The sequence below is a fragment of the Streptomyces sp. NPDC048415 genome (genome assembly GCF_040651675.1).
In the GTDB taxonomy this organism is placed as follows: domain Bacteria; phylum Actinomycetota; class Actinomycetes; order Streptomycetales; family Streptomycetaceae; genus Streptomyces.
Genome location: NZ_JBEZKJ010000001.1, coordinates 65,504 through 83,501 on the forward strand (window position 1 = coordinate 65,504; position 17,998 = coordinate 83,501).

At 71.7% G+C, this 17,998-nt stretch carries 13 protein-coding genes; 4 read left to right on the forward strand and 9 right to left on the reverse strand.

The window, feature by feature from the left end; translation table 11 throughout:
• Positions 1-592 precede the first annotated feature (592 nt).
• Positions 593-1,765 carry an MFS transporter gene (locus tag AB0D27_RS00225; protein WP_362500911.1) on the forward strand — a complete coding sequence of 391 codons (1,173 nt, stop codon included), beginning with the start codon at positions 593-595 and terminating at the stop codon, positions 1,763-1,765.
• A gap of 15 nt (positions 1,766-1,780) precedes the next feature.
• Here AB0D27_RS00225 and AB0D27_RS00230 read toward each other — a convergent pair whose 3' ends face one another.
• The 3 genes from AB0D27_RS00230 to AB0D27_RS00240 form a co-directional block, all read right to left on the reverse strand.
• Positions 1,781-2,281: a hypothetical protein gene (locus tag AB0D27_RS00230; protein WP_362500680.1), complete on the reverse strand. Its 501-nt coding sequence runs from the start codon at positions 2,279-2,281 to the stop codon at positions 1,781-1,783.
• On the reverse strand, positions 2,278-4,677 hold the full coding sequence (locus tag AB0D27_RS00235; RefSeq protein ID WP_362500682.1) for a nitrate reductase: 2,400 nt from the start codon (positions 4,675-4,677) through the stop codon (positions 2,278-2,280). Before AB0D27_RS00235 ends, AB0D27_RS00230 begins: the two co-directional genes overlap by 4 nt.
• Before the next feature lie 70 nt (positions 4,678-4,747).
• Positions 4,748-5,353, reverse strand: coding sequence for a MarR family winged helix-turn-helix transcriptional regulator (locus AB0D27_RS00240; RefSeq protein ID WP_362500683.1), 606 nt, complete (start codon positions 5,351-5,353; stop codon positions 4,748-4,750).
• 91 nt (positions 5,354-5,444) lie between these two features.
• Between AB0D27_RS00240 and AB0D27_RS00245 the strand changes: the two genes are divergently transcribed.
• A complete protein-coding gene (locus AB0D27_RS00245) occupies positions 5,445-5,693 on the forward strand; it encodes a hypothetical protein (RefSeq protein ID WP_362500684.1) in 249 nt (82 codons plus the stop codon).
• 26 nt (positions 5,694-5,719) lie between these two features.
• On the opposite strand, the gene AB0D27_RS00250 is transcribed toward AB0D27_RS00245, so the two are convergent.
• The 5 genes from AB0D27_RS00250 to AB0D27_RS00270 are packed head-to-tail and all read right to left on the reverse strand — an operon-like array spanning position 5,720 to position 14,573.
• Positions 5,720-6,736: an SDR family oxidoreductase gene (locus AB0D27_RS00250; protein ID WP_362500685.1), complete on the reverse strand. Its 1,017-nt coding sequence runs from the start codon at positions 6,734-6,736 to the stop codon at positions 5,720-5,722.
• Between the two features lie 2 nt (positions 6,737-6,738).
• Positions 6,739-8,511 (reverse strand): glycoside hydrolase family 15 protein, encoded by a 1,773-nt coding sequence (locus tag AB0D27_RS00255; RefSeq protein WP_362500686.1) that lies wholly within the window; start codon positions 8,509-8,511, stop codon positions 6,739-6,741.
• A 16-nt stretch (positions 8,512-8,527) separates the two neighbouring features.
• Entirely contained in the window at positions 8,528-9,637 is a 1,110-nt protein-coding gene (locus AB0D27_RS00260; RefSeq protein WP_362500687.1) for an enolase C-terminal domain-like protein, read from the reverse strand.
• Entirely contained in the window at positions 9,634-11,457 is a 1,824-nt protein-coding gene (locus tag AB0D27_RS00265) for a thiamine pyrophosphate-requiring protein (RefSeq protein WP_362500688.1), read from the reverse strand. The genes AB0D27_RS00260 and AB0D27_RS00265 overlap by 4 nt, the downstream gene beginning before the upstream one ends.
• A gap of 50 nt (positions 11,458-11,507) precedes the next feature.
• The gene (locus AB0D27_RS00270) at positions 11,508-14,573 is read right to left on the reverse strand and encodes an FAD-linked oxidase C-terminal domain-containing protein (protein ID WP_362500689.1); all 3,066 of its coding nucleotides are present in this window, start codon (positions 14,571-14,573) and stop codon (positions 11,508-11,510) included.
• Positions 14,574-15,203: 630 nt separating this feature from the next.
• Here AB0D27_RS00270 and AB0D27_RS00275 point away from each other — a divergent pair.
• Positions 15,204-15,944 (forward strand): maleylpyruvate isomerase family mycothiol-dependent enzyme, encoded by a 741-nt coding sequence (locus tag AB0D27_RS00275; protein ID WP_362500690.1) that lies wholly within the window; start codon positions 15,204-15,206, stop codon positions 15,942-15,944.
• 15 nt (positions 15,945-15,959) lie between these two features.
• Here the strand turns inward: AB0D27_RS00275 and AB0D27_RS00280 are convergent, their stop codons facing one another.
• A complete protein-coding gene (locus tag AB0D27_RS00280; RefSeq protein WP_362500691.1) occupies positions 15,960-16,373 on the reverse strand; it encodes a MarR family transcriptional regulator in 414 nt (137 codons plus the stop codon).
• 85 nt (positions 16,374-16,458) lie between these two features.
• Here AB0D27_RS00280 and AB0D27_RS00285 point away from each other — a divergent pair, with 85 nt between their 5' ends.
• A complete protein-coding gene (locus AB0D27_RS00285) occupies positions 16,459-17,940 on the forward strand; it encodes an MFS transporter (RefSeq protein WP_362500692.1) in 1,482 nt (493 codons plus the stop codon).
• The last annotated feature ends 58 nt before the right edge of the window (positions 17,941-17,998 follow it).

The window sequence follows — 17,998 nt, forward strand, 5'->3', positions numbered from 1 at the left end:
GCCGATGCCGTTCCGTGGTCGCGGCCGGCGGACAGGAAGCGTTCCATCGCGTCGTCGCAGACACAAGACACATGTCCGCCACCGTCCGGCGCGGCGCGCCCCCGCGGCCGCCGCAACGCCAAGGCCGAGTAAGCGGTGATCGCGGCCGTGACCGCGCCCGACGTCATGGTCACCGGCATCGCGCCGTGGCGGCCCTCTCCTCAGCCAATCGTCGTCTCGCGGTCCGAGTCCCCGGTACGCGGCCCTCGTCCGACCGGAGCGTTCGACCGGGACGGCACCAACGGCGCAGTCGTAGGCAGATGCGCGCCGAAGGTGCCGCAGCCCCAGCCGTGGCGACGATGCCGTCGCGTCGTCCCTGGATGCTTCAGTCGACAAGACCGACACGGAAGCTGTCACCGCGAGTTTCCGGCGACGGCCGGAGCGTTCCGTAGCAGCCGAGGCACCGATCATCGAATCGACGGCGCCCGCCGTGCGCCCCCGCCGATTGCCGGCAGATTGCACCTGCGGCCCGGCGAATGGCCTTGCCCCGCCCCGGCGCTCCTCCTAGCCTGATTTTGTGCCGCTAATAAACAAATCCCGAATACGCAACGCCGTGCCGGGCAACGGCAACGACCTCACCCACCTCCGCATCGCCCTCACCGTCTTCTTCGCCCTCGACGGCTTCGTCTTCGCCGGCTGGGTCGTCCGCATCCCCGCCATCAAAGACCAGACCCACGCCTCCGCCAGCGCCCTCGGCCTCGCCCTCCTCGGCGTCTCCGCCGGCGCCGTCCTCACCATGACGCTGACCGGACGGCTCTGCCGCCGCTACGGCAGCCACCAGGTCACCGTGGTCTGCGCCGTACTGCTCTGCCTCAGCGTCGCCCTGCCCCCACTCACTCACTCGGCACTCGCCCTCGGCGCCGTGCTGTTCGTGTTCGGCGCGTCGTACGGCGGGATCAACGTCGCGTTCAACAGCGCCGCCGTCGATCTGGTGGCCACGCTGCGCCGCCCCCTCATGCCCAGCTTCCACGCGGCCTTCAGCTTGGGCGGCATGATCGGCGCGGGGCTCGGCGGACTCGTCGCGGGATCCCTCTCGCCCACGCGCCATCTCCTCGGTCTGACGCTGATCGGCCTGCTCGTCACCGCCGTCGCGGGCCGCACGCTGCTGCGGCAGGATCCCCCCGGTGCGCCGCCGGATCGTCCGCGGGAGGACGTACGCGCCCCGCGGCGTCCGGACGCCCGCACCCGTCGACTGGTCGGCGTGTTCGGTCTGATCGCCCTCTGCACGGCGTACGGCGAGGGAGCCCTGGCCGACTGGGGCGCGCTGCACCTTGAACAGGACCTCAAGGCTCATCCGGGCATCGCGGCGGCGGGCTACTCGTGCTTCGCGCTCGCCATGACGATCGGCCGGGCCGGCGGGACGACCCTGCTGGAGCGGCTCGGGCGTACGCCGACGCTGGTGGTGGGCGGCAGCACGGCCGCCGCCGGCATGCTGCTCGGGTCACTCGCCCCGTCCGTGTGGGCCGCCCTGGTCGGCTTCGCCGTCACGGGGCTCGGACTCGCCAACATCTTCCCGGTCGCCGTCGAACGCGCCGGCGCCCTGGCCGGGCCCAGCGGCGTCGCGATCGCCTCCACACTCGGCTACGGCGGCATGCTGCTGGGGCCGCCCGCGATCGGCTTCATGGCGGACTGGTTCTCCCTGCCCACGGCCCTCACCAGCGTGGCTGCGCTGGCAGCGGTGGCCGCGCTGATCGCGCTCACGACCCGGCGCTCGGCAGCCGACTGACGGCCTGCGAGGGCGCTACAGGCTGGTGAGCAATTGGGGTGCCAGCTCCTTGATCAGGGTGTGGGTCCAGCGGATCTGTCGGAGCGTCCGCGGATGGCAGAACGTGGTCAGTTCGAGGAGGCGCTCGTCCCGGGTCGCCTGGGCGGCTTGGGCGGCTTGGGCGAGCATCTCCCAGCACAGCGAGTTGCGTGTGGCGGCCAGATGCAGATCACGCAGGTCGTGCAGGAGGAGCAGGCCCGGCTCCGGGCGGCGGCCGAGCGCTTCGGCGGCTTTCTCCCTCAGGGCGGCGAGGGCGCCCAGTGAGGGGTCGTCCGGGGGTCCGGAGAGGTCGAGGTCGTAGTGGCGGCCCAGCTCGGCGAGCCGGGTGCTGTGCTCGCGCGACCAGCGGGCAAGGTCGGTCGCGACATGGTGGATCTCATGGTCGGCGCGATGGCGCTCGGCGGCGGCCACCAGGTCCTGCTCCAGGCCGCGTTCACCGTCGTGCAGGGCGCGGAGGGTGAGGGCGATGCCGCTCATGTCCTGCTCCCGGCCCGCTCGCTCCCGGCGTGTTCGCAGCGCGGGGCGGCGTCGCGACGGGCAACGAGGGTGACACGGGCCGCGCCCGCCTTGAACAGGGGTTGTTTGGAGACAGGGTCCCAGTCGGTGACCGTGGACTCGTTGGCGGCCCGCCCGGCGCCGTCGTCCGGCGGACGATGACCGGCGGGCGTGTCCCAGTAGCCGTAGTGGAAGGGCAGGAAGACCATGCCGTCACGGACGGCGGTGGTCCGCAGCCTGGCGCGCACCGCTCCGCGAGGAGTGCTGACCTGCACCAGATCGCCGTCGGACAGACCCTGTGCGGCGGCCTCGGCGGGGGAGATCTCGGCCCACACGTCGGGTGCGGCGGCGTTCAGTTCGGGGGCGCGCCCGGTCTTCGTACGGGTGTGGAAGTGGTAGACGGTGCGGCCGGTGATCAACTGGAGGGGGAAGTCGGGTGAGGTGTCCTCATGGGGCGGCAGGTACTCCGCGGCCTTGATGACCGCCTTGCCGTCGGGATTGAGTGACCGGTACTCGACCGCCTCGACGGATGCTCCCGTGACCAGATCCTTGCCGTAGCTCTCGCACATGTCGGGGTCCGCGAAGGTGATGCCGTCGGTGTAGAGGCGGGCCGTGCCTTCGGGGGCCTCTTCGTTGCACGGCCACTGGATGCCGCTGCCCGACCGGAGCCGGTCGTAGCTCAGGCCGGTGTAGTCGCAGGGGCGCCCGGCGCTGCACCGCTGCCACGCCGCGAACGCCGTCTGCGGGTCGTGCCAGTCGATGAGCGGGCCGCCGTCCTTGTCGCGGAAGTCCATACGGGCGGCGTAGTCGAGGAAGATGTCGAGGTCCGCCCGGGCCTCGCCCGGTGGTTCGACGGCTTTCTCCGACAGGTGCACGGTGCGATCGGCGTTGGTCAGGGTGCCGGTCTTCTCCCCCCAGGTCGCCGCGGGCAGCACGACGTCCGCCAGCTGCGCGGTCTCGGTCCTGAACAGGTCCTGGACGACCACGAACAGCCGTTCCTGGGCGAGGACGGAGCGGATCCGGGACAGTTCCGGCAGGGAGACGGCCGGATTGGTGCCGGTGATCCACAGCATCCGGATCGAGCCCTGTTCGGCGTAGCGGAGCATCTGCATCGCGTGGGTGGGCGGCGCGTAGTGCGGAATGGTCCGCAAAGTCACGTTCCACACCTCGGCCAGGTCGGCGACGTGCTGGTCGTTCTGCCAGTTCCGGAAGCCGGGCAGGTCGCCGTCCGCGCCGCACTCCCGGGTGTTCTGGGCGCTGGGCTGCCCGTTCATCTGGAGCACACCGCGGCCCGGGCGGCCGAGCATGCCCCGGATCAGGTGCAGGTTGTTGACCTGGAGGGCGGCCGCGGTGGCCTGGTGGGACTGGTAGACGCCCTGGAGGACGGTGGACGTCAGCCGTTCGGCGCCGCCGAGGATCTCCGCCGCCCGTTCGATCTGCGCGGCCGGCACATCGCAGATCCGGGCGGCCCAGCGCGGGGTGCACGCTTCGACGCGCGCCGCCAGTTCGTCGAAGCCGACGGTGTGTGCCTCGATGTAGTCCCGGTCGATCCGGCCCGTACGGATGACCTCGTGCAGCAGCGCGTTGAGCAGCGCGACGTTCGTTCCCGCCCGTGGAGCGAGGTGAACCTCGGCGCGCCGGGCCACCGGCGTGAACCTCGGGTCCACGCAGACCAGCCGGGGCGGGTGGCCGCCCGCGAGACGGTCCAGGACCCGCATCCACAGCACCGTCTGCGTCTCGGCCATGTTGTGCCCGAACAGGGCCAAGACGTCGGCGTGGTCGATGTCGTCGTACGTTCCGGGCTGCCCGTCGCAGCCGAACGTCTCCTTCAGCGCCTCGGCGGCGGTGGCCGTGCACAGGCGGGTGTTGCCGTCGAGGTGGTGGGTGCCGATGCCCGCGCGGGCGAGCACGGCCAGCGTGTAGTACTCCTCCAGGAACAGCTGCCCGGTGGTGTAGAAGCCGATCGCACCCGGCCCTCGCCGGTCAAGAAGGTCGGTGGAGCGGGTGACGATCCGGTCCATCGCCGTGTCCCAGTCGCACTCCACGAGGCGTCCGCCGTCGCGCACGAGCGGCCGGGTCAGCCGGTCCGGGGAGCCGTTCGCCTGCCATCCGTACAGGTCCTTCGGGCCCAGCCGGCCGCGGTTCACCCGGTCGCTGGTCCGGCCGCGTACGCCCACGATCCGCCCTCCTCGTACGGCGATGTCCATCGCGTCGCCGTTGGAGTGCAGCAGCGAGGCGGACTGCACCCAGGACTCCACGTCGGCCTCGGTCAGCCCGGCCTCCAGGTGGCCGTCGGCGCGGGCCGGCCACGGGGTGCCGGAGTCGTAGGGGGTGCGCGTGCCCCATGGATTCTCGATGCGGTCCGGGTGAGTCCCCACGATCACACCTCCATCAGTAGAACCGAATTCTTCACGTGAGTACCCCTCCGTCGTCGTCGAAGGCGGGAGGTCATGAACCGAGCCCGTGCCGCGCGTCGCCCGGGGCGCCGGGCGAGGCCGGGTCGAGCGGCTCGTCGACGAGGCCGCCGATGAGGCCCACGTCCTGCGACGGGTCGAGCCCGATCTCGCCCGCGACCGCCGTCAGCGCGCGCAGGGCGGCCACGAGTGCCGTACGTTCCCCGTCGGGCAGCCGCTCCACAAGACCGCGGATCTCCCGGCGCCGGTGCGCGAGGACCCTGCCCACCAGTTCGTGTCCAGGGGATGTGAGACTCAGGACGACCTCGCGCCGGTTGGCGGGATTGGTCCTGCGGTCGACGAGGTGGAGGGCTTCGAGGCGCTCGACCATCCGCAGCGCCGTCGAAGGATTGACGTCGAGTGTGGCGGCCAGCGCGGCGAGCTTGACCGGGCCTTGCGTGTCCAGCACCACCAGCGCCCGTAGCTGCGGCAGCGTGAGGGCACTCGCGGTCGCGTCCAGGGCGCGCGCGGAGATCGCCACGAACAGCCGTGAGGCGGCCAGCACGGCGGCGGTCACCTCCTCGGCCTCACGGTCGAGCTCCTGGTGCGCTCTCTCCCTCCCGGAGGGGGCGTCGGACGGATCGGTGCCACGCTGTGGCATGGAGTCCCCCTTCCGTGTCACCGCCCTGTCGAGCGGGGGATGTGCTCTGCCCGGAGGGGGCTGTCCGCGCGTCGCGCGGGCCGTCGAGCTGGTGCCTCAGTTCGCTGCGCAGATCGGCCGGGAGGTGACCGGAAACCGCCCATTCGACGACGAGGTCGGCGACCTGGCGTTCCTTGATGCGGGTGCGGGCGGACATCGCGCGGAGCACGGCGCGGGCCCGCTCACGTGTCGTTCCGCCCACGACGGCGACGATGTCGGTCGCCTCGTCGAGGCGGGTGCGGGCGGCCCGCCGACGCGGACGCTGCCGGGGTCTGTCCTCGGGCGTCCTTCGCGGGTCTGAGGCGTATCTGGTCATGCACGTCCTCCTTACGAGGTCCCTGCGTGGCCGCGCCGGCGCAGCGCGGCCTTCGCCGTGGCGGCGACACCGACCGCGAGGGCGGAGGCGGCAGCCGCGGGGTGACGGGCGACGGCTGCTTCCCAGGAGCGGCCGTGCGCCGAGTCGTCGAAGATTCCGTGCGCGCCGTGGTCGCTGCCTTCCGGCTGATCGACGGGCTGGAACAGGTTGCTCCGGCCGGTCGGGGGCCTGCGGTCGGTCTGCTGGGAGTCAAAAGCCGTGCGGGCCAGATAGCGGTCGAGCAGGGCGGGCGCGAGGCGGTTGGCCCAGATGGTCGCCACAGTGGTGGCGCCGATGTAGTACTGCTTGCGGCGGGGGTGGTCGGCGGCGTGCAGGACGCCCCGGGCGGCGACCTCGGGCTGGTAGATCGGCGGGACGGGGCTGGGGTGCCGGGGCAGGCGGGAGAGCACCCAGGAGAACTGTGGTGTGTTGACGGCGGGCATCTGGGCGACGGTGACACGCACGTTGCTGCCGCGGTGGAGCAGTTCGGTACGCAGCGACGAGGTGAAGCCGTTGATGGCGTGTTTGGCTCCGCAGTACGCCGACTGCAGGGGGATGGCCCGCTCTCCCAGGGCGGAGCCCACCTGCACGATGGTGCCGCGGTCGCGGGGCAGCATCCGCTCGAGCGCGGCCCGGGTGCCGTTGACGAAGCCGAGGTAGGTCACGTCGGTCACCCGCTGATACTCCTCGGCTGTGATCTCGTCGAAGGGCGCGAAGACGCTGGTGAACGCGGAGTTGATCCATACGTCGATGGCGCCGAAGGCCTGCTCCGCGGCCTCGGCGGCCGCCTCGACCTGCCGCGCGTCGGCGGTGTCGGCGATCTGTACGAGGGCCCGGCCGCCGAGGAACTCGACCTCCTTCGCGGCGGCGTCGAGCCCCGCACGGCCGCGGGCGATGAGGACGACGTCGGCGCCGCGCCGGGCGTAGAGGCGGGCGGTGGCACGGCCGATGCCGGCACTGGCGCCGGTGATGACGACGGTCGGGGGCACGGTCAGCTCCATTCTCCGCGGCGCGAGCCGCGCGGGTCCGGGTCCTGGGTGAGGCGGGCGGCGGTCTCCAGCAGCAGGGCGTGAACGAACGCCTGGGGGAGGTTGCCGCGCAGTTGCCGCTGGGCGATGTCGAACTCCTCCGCGCACAGGCCCGACGCCCCGCAGGCACCGCGGTTGCGTTCGAACCAGCGGTGCGCGCCGACCAGTTGGCCCTGCTGGTGTTCGGCCAGTGCCATGACGAATCCGCAGAGCAGGAACGCGCCCTCGGCCTCCTCCAGAGGCCGGTCGTCATGGCGGAAGCGGTAGATGAAGTGGTCCTGGGTGAGGTGGTCCCGGCAGGCGGCGAGGGTGGCGCGAGTGCGGAGGTCGTCGGCGGGCAGTGCGCCACGTACGCCGGGCAGCAGCAGCGCGGCGTCGACCGCCGGGTCCTGAGGCGTGCGCTGCCAGTGTCCGTCCGCGTGCACACAGGTCGCCGAGGTGGCGGCGAGGACGGTGTCGGCGAGCCGGGTGCAGGCGTCGGCGAGCGGATGGCGTGGGGCCGCGGCGGCCACGGCGCGCAGCCCGGCGACGCAGATCAGTCGGCTGTGGGTCCACATGTGGGGGGCCAGCTCCCAGATGCCGGCGTCGGGTTCTCGCCAGCGCTCGGCGACGGCGCGCACCGCGATGTCGACGGCCTTCCAGGAGTCGGCGTCCAGCCGGTGCCGGCGTTCGGCCACGGCGAACAGCAGCAGGGCCTCGCCGAAGCAGTCGAGCTGGAACTGCTCCCCCACGCGATTGCCGACGCGGCTGAAGCCGCCGGGGTAGCCGGGCAGGTCCAGCTCCCGCTGGCCGGGGACGGCCGTGCCGTGCACGGTGTAGGCGGGGGCGAGGTGCGGGCCGTCGGATTGCAGCCGTTCGCCGACGAATCGCACGGCGGCGTCGAGGAGTTCCGGGTTGTCGGCGGCGGCAGCGGCCTGACCGGCGTAGCTCTGGTCGCGGATCCACACATAGCGGTAGTCGTAGTTGCGGCCCGCCTCGGCGCGTTCGGGCAGCCCTGTGGTGGCCGCCGCTACCATGCCGCCGCCGTGGGTGGTCAGGCCGCGCAGTACGGCGAAGGCGCGCCGGGCGTCTCCCTTGGCGATCGTCCGGTCCAGCGCGGGCACCGTCTGCCGCCACGCCTCCTCGGTCGCGGTCCACGCCTGTTCGGCGTTCGGGAGCGCGCGGGGCAGCGGGGAGGAGGAGCACTCCAGGACGAAGTCGTGGCACTCGCCCGGATTCAGGAGGAGGTCGGCGATCAGGCCCTGTTCGCGGGCGACGGCGGACGGCGCACCCTGCCAACGCAGACGGTGGGGGCCCGTGTTGAGGTGCCAGACGCCATCTTCACCGCGGTGTGCGGAGGCGACGGCGGCCCGGCCGTAGTCGCCGTGCGGATCGAGGACGGTCCGCACGTGGGCCGGTCCGTCGACGGCGCGCAGCTGCCGCAGCAGGACGAGGCGGCCCGGCTCGCCCGGAAAGGCGAGGGCCTCGCGGCACTCGATCACGCCCTCGGTGGTGACCCAGCGGCTGCGCCAGACGAGGGTGCCTTCCTCGTAGTAGCCGCCGAAGACGTACCGGGCCCGCGGGGTGACGGCGTAGACGCCCCGCCCGCCGATGAGGGAGGCGAAGACGGCGTCGTCGTGCCAGCTGGGTGCGCACAGCCAGCTGATGTCGCCGTCCGGTCCGATCAGGGCGCCGCGTTCCCCGTCGGCCAGCAGCGCGTAGTCGTGCAGCGCGTGCGGTGGAAAGGATGTGCTCATGGTGCTGTCTCCTGGCTCAGCCCACCCGGTACGGCAGCGCCCGTTCGGCGTTCAGAGTGAGTCCCAGACCGGGTGCGCCGTCGCGGCCCGGGTGGACGGTGCCGCCGCCGGGGTCGAGGGCGCCGTCGAAGAGGACGCGTTCGATGCGGACGTGGTCGTGGAACCACTCCAGGTGGCGCAGGTTGGGCACCGCGGCGGCGGCGTGGGCGTGGGCGTGCGGGGCGCAGTGCCCGGACAGGTCGATGCCGCGGCTCTGCGCGAGGGCGGCGGCGCGCAGCCAGACCGTGATGCCGCCGCACCGGGTGACGTCGGCCTGCAGGCAGTCCACCGCACCGGCGGCCAGCATGTGTTCGAAGTACGGCAGGGTGTAGCCGTACTCGCCGGCCGCCACGTCCGGGCTCACCTGTGCGCGGATCGCGGCCAGCGTGGTCAAGTGGTCGGAGGAGACCGGTTCCTCGAACCACGTCACGCCCTCGTCGGCGAGCGCGCCCGCGACCCGGCGGGCCTGTTTGGCGCTGTAGCCACCGTTGGCGTCCACGTACAGGTCGGCCGCGTCTCCGATACTGGCGCGGGCCAGGGCGACCCGTCGCCGGTCCCGCTCCTCGCACCGCCCCCACGACTCCCCGATCTTGATCTTGACGCGGGGGATGCCCTCCTCCTCGACCCAGCCGCGCAGTTGCCGGTCCTGCCGTTCGGCGTCGTACGTGGTGAAGCCGCCGCTGCCGTAGACCGGCACGTCGTCGCGGGCGGCGCCCAGCAGGCCGACCAGCGGCAGGCCGAGCAGGCGGGCCTTGGCGTCCCACAGGGCAATGTCGACGGCGGCGACGGCCTGCGCGGCGACGCCAGGCAGGCCCGCGTTGCGCACGGCGCGGTGCATGGCCTCGCTGATGCGCGGTATGTCGAGGACCGCGGAGCCGGTGACCACGTCGGCGAGCAGGTCGTCGACGATGCGTGCGGTGGCCGCGGGCGCGTAGGTGTAGCCGAGGCCGGTGATGTCGCCGCAGTCGACGGTGGCGAGGACGAGGGTGGTGCTGTCCCAGCTGAGGGTGCCGTCCGCCTCGGGCCCGTCGGTGGGCACGGTGTAGACGGCGCTGTCCACCCGCCGCACCACCGACGGGCCGGTCACCGCTCGTCCTCCGTGCCGGGCCGGTCCTGGCGGTGGCGGTGGCCGGGCAGGAACTCCTGGACCTTGGCCTTGAACCCCTGGCGGACCATGGCCGTGCGGTCGCTGTCGCCCTTGAGGACGGAGGCCGCCGCGGCCTCGATCTGGTCGAGGGTGGCGTGCGGCGGGATGGGCGGGACGGCCGGGTCGGTGCGGAAGTCCAGTACGCAGGGCCGGTCGGCGGCGAGGGCGGCCTCCCAGGCGCCCCGTACGTCCTGCGGCTTCTCGATCCGCCTCCCGTCCAGGCCGATGGAGCGGGCGAAGTCGGCGTAGGCGACGTCCGGGATGGACTGGGAGGGCAGGAACTGCGGGGCCCCGGCCATCGCCCGCATCTCCCAGGTGACCTGGTTGAGGTCCTGGTTGTTGAAGACGGCCACCACGAGGCGGGGATCGGCCCACTGCTGCCAGTACTTGGCGATCGTGATCAGCTCGGCCAGGCCGTTCATCTGCATCGCGCCGTCGCCGACGAGGGCGATGGCCGGCCGGTTGCCGTGCGCGAACTTCGCGCCGATGACGTACGGCACGCCGGGCCCCATGGTGGCGAGCGTGCCGGAGAGCGAGCCGCGCATGGCGCCGCGCAGCCGCAGATGGCGGGCGTACCAGTTGGCGGCTGAGCCGGAGTCCGCCGCGATGATCACGTTGTGCGGGAGCAGGTCGTCCAGGGCGTGGGCGACGTACTCCGGGTTGATGGGGTCGGCGTCGACGGCGGCGCGCCGTTGCATGACCTCCCACCAGCGGGCAGTGTCCTGCTCGATCTTCCTGCGCCAGTCGTGCTTCTCGACCGTCTCCAGGAGTGGCAGCAGCCGGCTCAGCGTCTCGCGGGCGTCGCCGACCAGGTTCACCTCGAACGGGTAGCGCAGTCCGACCATGTGCGGGTCGATGTCGATCTGCACGGCCCGCGCCTGCCCGAACTCCGGCAGGAACTGCGTGTAGGGGAAACTGGAGCCGATCACCAGCAGGGTGTCGCAGTCCCGCATCAGTTCGTACGACGGCCGGGTGCCCAGCAGTCCGATCGACCCGGTGACGTAGGGCAGGTCGTCGTCGAGGGCGTCCTTGCCCAGGAGCGCCTTGGCCACGCCCGCGCCCAGCCGGTCGGCGACCGCCATGACCTCCTGCCGGGCCCCACGGGCTCCCTGACCGATGAGGACGGCGACCTTCTCGCCCGCGTTCAGTACCTCGGCGGCGCGGGTGAGGTCCTCGTCGGAGGGCACCGGCGCGTAATGGGGCATGCCCAGGCTGGAGGGCACCATCTTGAAGGCGTGCTCGGGCGGGGAGTAGTCGAGTTCCTGCACGTCGGCGGGGATGATGACGGCCGTCACCGAGCGGCGGGCCATCGCGGTGCGCAGCGCCCGGTCGAGCACGTTGGGCAGTTGCTCGGGGACGGTGACCATCTCGCAGAAGTCGGAGGCGACGTCCTTGTAGAGGGTCAGGAGGTCGACCTCCTGCTGGTAGGAGCCGCCCATGGCGCTCCGGTTGGTCTGCCCGACGATCGCGACGACGGGCACGTGGTCGAGTTTGGCGTCGTACAGGCCGTTGAGCAGGTGGATGGCGCCGGGCCCCGAGGTGGCGGCGCACACGCCGACCTTGCCGGAGAACTTGGCGTAGCCGACGGCCTCGAAGGCGGCCATCTCCTCGTGGCGGGCCTGGATGAACTGAGGATGGTTGTCGGCGCGGCCCCAGGCCGCGAGCAGACCGTTGATGCCGTCGCCGGGGTAGGCGAAGACATACTCCACCTCCCATGCGCGCAGGCGCTCGAGGACGTGGTCGGAGACCTTCATCGACATGTTCTGGACCTTCCGGTGGGGCGGAGAAGGGAGGACTTCCGGTGCGCCCGCTAGGGGCGCGGGCGCAGGTGTCGCGCGGCGGCGCGGCCGGCCGCCGCCGCGGTCGTCGCCGTGAGGACGGCGACACCGGCGGTGGTCGCCCAGGAGGCAACGCGTGAGGGCGGGGAGGGACGTTCGGCCAGGCGTTCGGGCCGCTCGCTCGGCAGGTTGGTGTCGAGGGCGAGGGCGAGTGCCTCGGCCAGGTGCAGGGCCCTGCGGCCGGTGTCGCCCTGCTCGATCTGGGTGCGGCAGCTGAAGCCGTCCGCGAGCAGCAGCCGGTCGGGGGCGGCGGCGCGGACGGCGGGCAGCACGCCCAGTTCCGCGACGGCCATGGAGACCTCGTGGTGGCCGCGTTCGAAGCCGAAGTTGCCGGCCAGACCGCAGCAGCCCTCGTCGAGGACATCGGCGTCGATGTGGGCACGCCGCATCAGTTCGCGGTCGGCGTCGAACTTCATGATCGCGTGCTGGTGGCAGTGGGTCTGCACGGTCGCCTGGCGGGCGAGCCGGGGTGGCTGCCAGTGGTCGGGCGCGTGGTGGACGAGGTGTTCCGCGAAGGTGCGGACCTGCCCGGCCAGCCGCTGCACGTCCTGGTCGGCGGGCATCAGTTCGGGCGCGTCGGCGCGGAACACCGCGGTGCAGGAGGGCTCCAGGGCGATTATCGGAGTGCCCGCTTCGAGGTAGGGCCGCAGCACGTCGAGTGTGCGCCGCAGGACCTTTTCCGCGACGGTCAGCTGCCCGGTGGAGATCCACGTCAGGCCGCAGCACACCGGTTCGGTGGGTACGGCGACGCGGAAACCGGCGTCTTCGAGCACCCGCACCGCCGAGGCCGCGATCGAGGGGTGGAAGTAGGTGCTGAAGGTGTCGGGCCACAGCACCACGGTCCGCGGGTCGGAGGGATCCGGCTCGGCCGAGCCACGTGCCCCCCACCACTGCAGGAACGACTCCCGGGCGAACACCGGGGCCTGCCGGGCGCCGTCCACACCGGCCAGCCGCTTGCCCGCCCGGGCGAGACCGGGCGCCTGGAGCAGCCCGTTGACCAGGGACGGGGCGATACGGGACAGCCGGGCCCACACCGGGAGCCAGCCCATGGAGTAATGGGCGGCGGGACGCACCCGGCCCTCGTAGTGGTGGGCGAGGAACTCCGCCTTGTACGTGGCCATGTCGACGCCCGTCGGGCAGTCCGACTTGCAGCCCTTGCACGCCAGGCACAGGTCGAGCGCGTCCCGGACCTCGGTCGAGCGCCAGCCGTCGCTGACCGCGGAGTCCGCGTGACCGTCGAGCATCTCGAACAACAGCCGGGCGCGGCCTCGTGTGGAGTGCTCTTCCTCCTTGGTGGCCCGGTAGGAGGGGCACATCACTCCGCCGTGGTGGCTGCGGCAGTTGCCGATGCCGACACAGCGCAGCACCGCTTGGGCGAAGGAGTGATCGTCCTCCGGATAACCGAAGCGCGTCTCGTAGGTGGCCGGCCGCCAGGCGGGGCCCAGGCGCAGTTGCCCGTCGACCGGGTTCGGATCGACGACCTTGCCTGGGTTCATCCGGTTGCCGGGGTCGAACAGCGCCTTCAGCTCGCCGAAGGCGGTCACGAGCCGCTCCCCGAACATCCGGGTCAGCAGCTCGCCCCGGGACTGACCGTCCCCGTGCTCGCCCGACAGGGACCCGCCGTAGGAGGCCACGAGGTCGGCCGCGCGCTCCACGAAGCGCCGGAAGTCTGCCACGCCATCGGCGGTCTTCAGCCCGAAGGGAATCCGCGTATGAACACAGCCCTGCCCGAAATGCCCGTACAGCGAGGGGTGGTCGTAGCCGAACTCCTCGAACAGCTGCTTGAGGTCGCGCAGGTAGTCGCCGAGCCGGTCGGGCGGGACGGCGGAGTCCTCCCAGCCCTCCCAGGTCTCCCGGTCGTCCGGCGGGCGCGCGGTGACCCCGAGCCCGGCCTCGCGTGCCTTGAGCATCTTCTGCTCGCGTTCGGGGTCGTCGGAGAAGGTGACGGTGGCCTCCTTCTCGCTGCGGCCGACCGTACGCAGCAGCGCGTGCGCCTGCTCGTCGACATCGTCCTGGCTGTCGCCGCTGAACTGCGCCAGCAGCCAGCTGTCACCCTCGGGAAGGGCGTTGAGGGAGTCGAGATAGGCGTGCTCCTCACGCATCAGCTGCGCCATCCGCCCGTCGAGCGCCTCGAGTTGGCTGGGTGAGCAGTGCTCCAGCAGGTTCGGTACGTCGTCGGCGGCGCGGCAGATGTCGTCGTAGCCGAGTACCAGCAGCGACTGGTACGGCGGCACGGGCACCAGATCGAGTTCGGCCCGCAGTACGGTCACCAGAGTGCCCTCGCTGCCCACCAGGGCCTTGGCCACGTCGAAGCCGTTCTCCGGCAGCAGTGAGTCGAGGTTGTAGCCGGAGACCCGGCGGGGGATCTTGGGGTAGCCGCGGCGGATGTCCGCCAGGTACTCACTGGCGATGCGGTCGAGGCCGGAGTAGATCTCGGCCCGCCGTCCGCCCTCCTCGGCGATCCGGGCACGCTCGGCCCCGGACGTCGGCCCCACCCACATACGCAGACCGTCGTAGGTGAGCACCTCCAGCCGGCGCACGCTGTCGACGGTCTTGCCGTAGGCCTGCGCCGACGCCCCGCACGAGTTGTTGCCGATCATGCCGCCCAGCGCGCAGTGGCTGTGGGTGGACGGTTTCGGCCCGAACTGCAGGCCGTGGTCGGACAGCTGCCGGTTGAGCTCGTCGAGGACCAGTCCCGGTTCCACCACACAGGTGCGCGCGTCGGGACCCACCGAGACCAGGGCGTGGCAGTACTTGGTCCAGTCGATCACCACGGCGGTGTTCGTCGACTGGCCCGCGAGGCTGGTGCCCCCGCCGCGCGACAGGACGGGCGCGTCGAAACGGGCGCAGACCTCCACCGCGTGCGCCCCGGCCTCCACGCTGCGCGGGACGACGACGCCGATGGGCACCTGCCGGTAATTGGAGCCGTCCGTGGCGTACGCGCCCCTGCTGCCCGCGTCGAACCGGACCTCGGCGTCCACCGCCTCGCGCAGCGCCGCCTCGAGCTCGGAGGTGTCGCGGGGGGAAGTGTGAGTCATGAGGGGGAAACCGCCTTCCTGAACCGTGCGTGACGCGTTTCCAGGACTGAGCCGGTCAGTCCCTGAGGGGCCGGCCGAGGTCCACCCGCCCGAGGCGCGGGACGCGGGCTCCGTCACCGCCGCAGGACCGGCGTCGACGCCCCGACCAGGGCGTGGGGGCGCGGTGACCCTGAGTGCGGTAATCACACTGCCGGTGACCGTCCGGACAGACCGCGTGCCAGACCCCGTACGGCCCCTCCCAGGCATCTCCACAGCTCAGACGCGCAAACGAATACGCCTCATGAACCACTTCGTCGGCCATCCCTGGTCACTCCCTCAAGATCGGGAACTGAGCCCTCGCGAGGGCCACTGGCCACGAGTACCCGCTCTTGCAGTGTGCAATGGTGCTTTTTCGGGTCAGAGGGAGATGTCGGCTTGTCGGCACGGGGCGGGCGGCCTTGTCGGCACGCGGGTCTGCGGGCATGCGGGCTTGGTGGCGCGCGGGCGCGCCGACTTGGGGCCGCGCGGGCGTGTGGGCTTGGGGACTTGGACCCGCGCGGGCGCCGTACGCCCTCACGCCCCTCACGCCCCTCACGCCCCGCGCACCGCACGGCTTGCCCCAGACCGCACTTCATCCGGCACACTCTCCGCATGGAGATTGCGGAGTACCTGGAAACCTTGGGCAGGGAGGGCCAGTTGCTGGCCGCGGCTGCCACGGAGGCGGGAACGGACGCCAAGGTCGCGACCTGCCCCGGCTGGCAGATGCGGGACCTGGTCCGGCACACCGGCATGGTGCACCGGTGGGCCACCGCGTTCGTCGCCGAGGGACACACCTCGTACCACCCCGACGGCGGTCTTCCGGATCTGGACGGCGACGAACTCCTCGCCTGGTTCCGCGAGGGCCATCGCCGGCTCGTCGACACGCTGAGCGGCGCCTCGCCCGACGTACAGTGCTGGAGTTTTCTGCCGGCCCCCTCACCCCTCGCCTTCTGGGCACGGCGGCAGGCCCACGAGACGACCGTGCACCGGGTCGACGCCGAGTCGGCGCTCAGCGGGGAGCCGACCGCTGTCGCCACGCACTTCGCGGTGGATGGAATCGACGAGTTGCTGAGCGGGTTCCACGTCCGGGAGACGAGCCGGGTACGCACGGAGGAACCGCGCGTCCTGCGGGTGCGGGCCACCGATGAGCCGGACGCCGTGTGGACCGTACGACTGTCGGCGCGGCCACCGGTCAGCGACCGGGACCAGCGAGGAGACGCGGACTGTGAACTGGCGGGACCGGCCGCGGGGCTCTACCTGGCGCTGTGGAACCGTCTGCCGTTCCCGAGCGTGACGGGTGACGCCTCCGTCGCCGCGCTGTGGCGGGAGAAGTCCGGGGTCACCTGGAGCTGAACGAACCGGGTCCGGTCAGTCGCAGGGGGTGCCCGGACCGCCCGCCAGCATCCGGGTCAGCACCGCCCGCTGCAGCGGCAGCACCTCGTCGTGCAGGTCGCGGCCCTTCGGCGTGAGGCAGACACGCACGCCCCGCCGGTCCTCCGCGCACATCCCGCGCGTCACGAGACCGTCCTTCTCCAGGCGGCCGATCAGCCGGGACAAAGCGCTCTGGCTCAGGTGGACGCGCTCGGAGATCTCCTGGATCCGGAAGGAGGCGCCGCCGTCCGACGCGGCGGTCTCAGCGAGTACGTCGAGTACCTCGAAGTCGCTGGCGCCGAGGCCGTGCCGATGCAGTGCGCGGTCGAGTTCGCAGAGGGTGCGCGCATGCACCGCGAGGATGTCACGCCACTGGTTCACGAGCCCTTGCTCGGCCTTCTTCGCCGCCATGGGCGCACGGTAGCAAAAAATCGGGTTTGTTGCATCGGAATTAAATGCGTTTGCATTGGATGCATGCGCATGTAGTGTCTTCGGTATGACCTCTCCGCTCACCCACTCCGCGTCGCAGGGGCGCTGGACTCCTCGGCTGTGGGGCACCCTGCTGGTGCTGTGCGCCGCGATGTTCCTGGACGCGTTGGACGTGTCGATGGTCGGCGTCGCCCTGCCGTCCATCGGCTCCGAACTCGATCTCTCCACCTCGACGCTCCAATGGATCGTCAGCGGATACATCCTGGGCTACGGCGGACTGCTTCTCCTCGGCGGACGCACGGCCGACCTGCTGGGCCGCCGTCAGGTCTTCCTGGTGGCCCTGGGAGTCTTCGCCGTCGCCTCGCTGCTCGGCGGACTCGTCGACTCGGGCCCGCTGCTGATCGCCAGTCGTTTCATCAAGGGCCTGAGCGCGGCGTTCACCGCCCCGGCGGGCCTGTCGATCATCACCACGACCTTCGCCGAGGGCCCGCTGCGCAACCGCGCGCTCTCGATCTACACCACCTGCGCGGCCACCGGCTTCTCCATGGGCCTCGTCCTGTCCGGCCTGCTCACCGAGGCGAGCTGGCGCCTGACCATGCTGCTGCCCGCGCCCATCGCGGTCATCGCCCTGGTCGCCGGTCTGAAGCTGCTGCCGCGCAGCGAACGCGAGAAGGACCACAACGGCTACGACATTCCGGGTGCCATCATCGGTACGGCGTCGATGCTGCTGCTCGTCTTCACCGTCGTCCAGGCCCCCGAGGTCGGCTGGGCTTCCGCCCGTACGCTGCTCTCCTTCCTCGCCGTCGCCGTGCTGCTCACTGTCTTCGTGCGGGTCGAGCGGCGCTCGGCGGGGCCGCTGATCCGGCTCGGGGTGCTGCGGTCGGGCAACCAGATCAGGGCACAGCTCGGCGCCATGGCCTTCTTCGGCTCGTACGTCGGTTTCCAGTTCCTGGTCACGCTGTACATGCAGTCACTGCTCGGCTGGTCGGCGCTGCACACCGCGCTCGCCTTCCTGCCCGCCGGCGCGCTGGTGGCGCTGTCGTCCACGAAGGTGGGGGCGATCGTTGACCGCTTCGGCACCCCGCGGCTGATCGCGGCGGGCTTCGTGCTCATGGTGGTCGGTTACGCGCTGTTCCTGCGCATCAGCCTCGATCCCGGATACGCGACAGTCATCCTGCCGACGATGCTGCTGATCGGCGCGGCCTGTGCGCTGATCTTCCCCTCGCTCAACATCCAGGCCACCAACGGTGTGGACGACCATGAACAGGGCATGGTCTCCGGTCTGCTGAACACCTCGGTGCAGGTGGGAGGCGCACTCTTCCTGGCCGTCGTGACGGCGGTGGTGACCGCGAACTCCTCCGAGGGTTCCTCACCCCAGGCCGTCCTGGACAGCTACCGCCCCGGCCTGATCGTGGTGACCGGCATCGCCCTCGCCGGCCTACTGATCACCCTGCCCGCACTACGGACACGGCGCACGCAGCAGTCCATCGTCGTCGCCAAGTCCCTCCAGGAGGAGGCGAAAGCGGAGCCCGTGACGGTCCGCGACTAGGGGGAACGCCTCCCCCGTGCGCCCGGCGAGGCCCCTTGCCCCGCCGGGCGCACGCCTG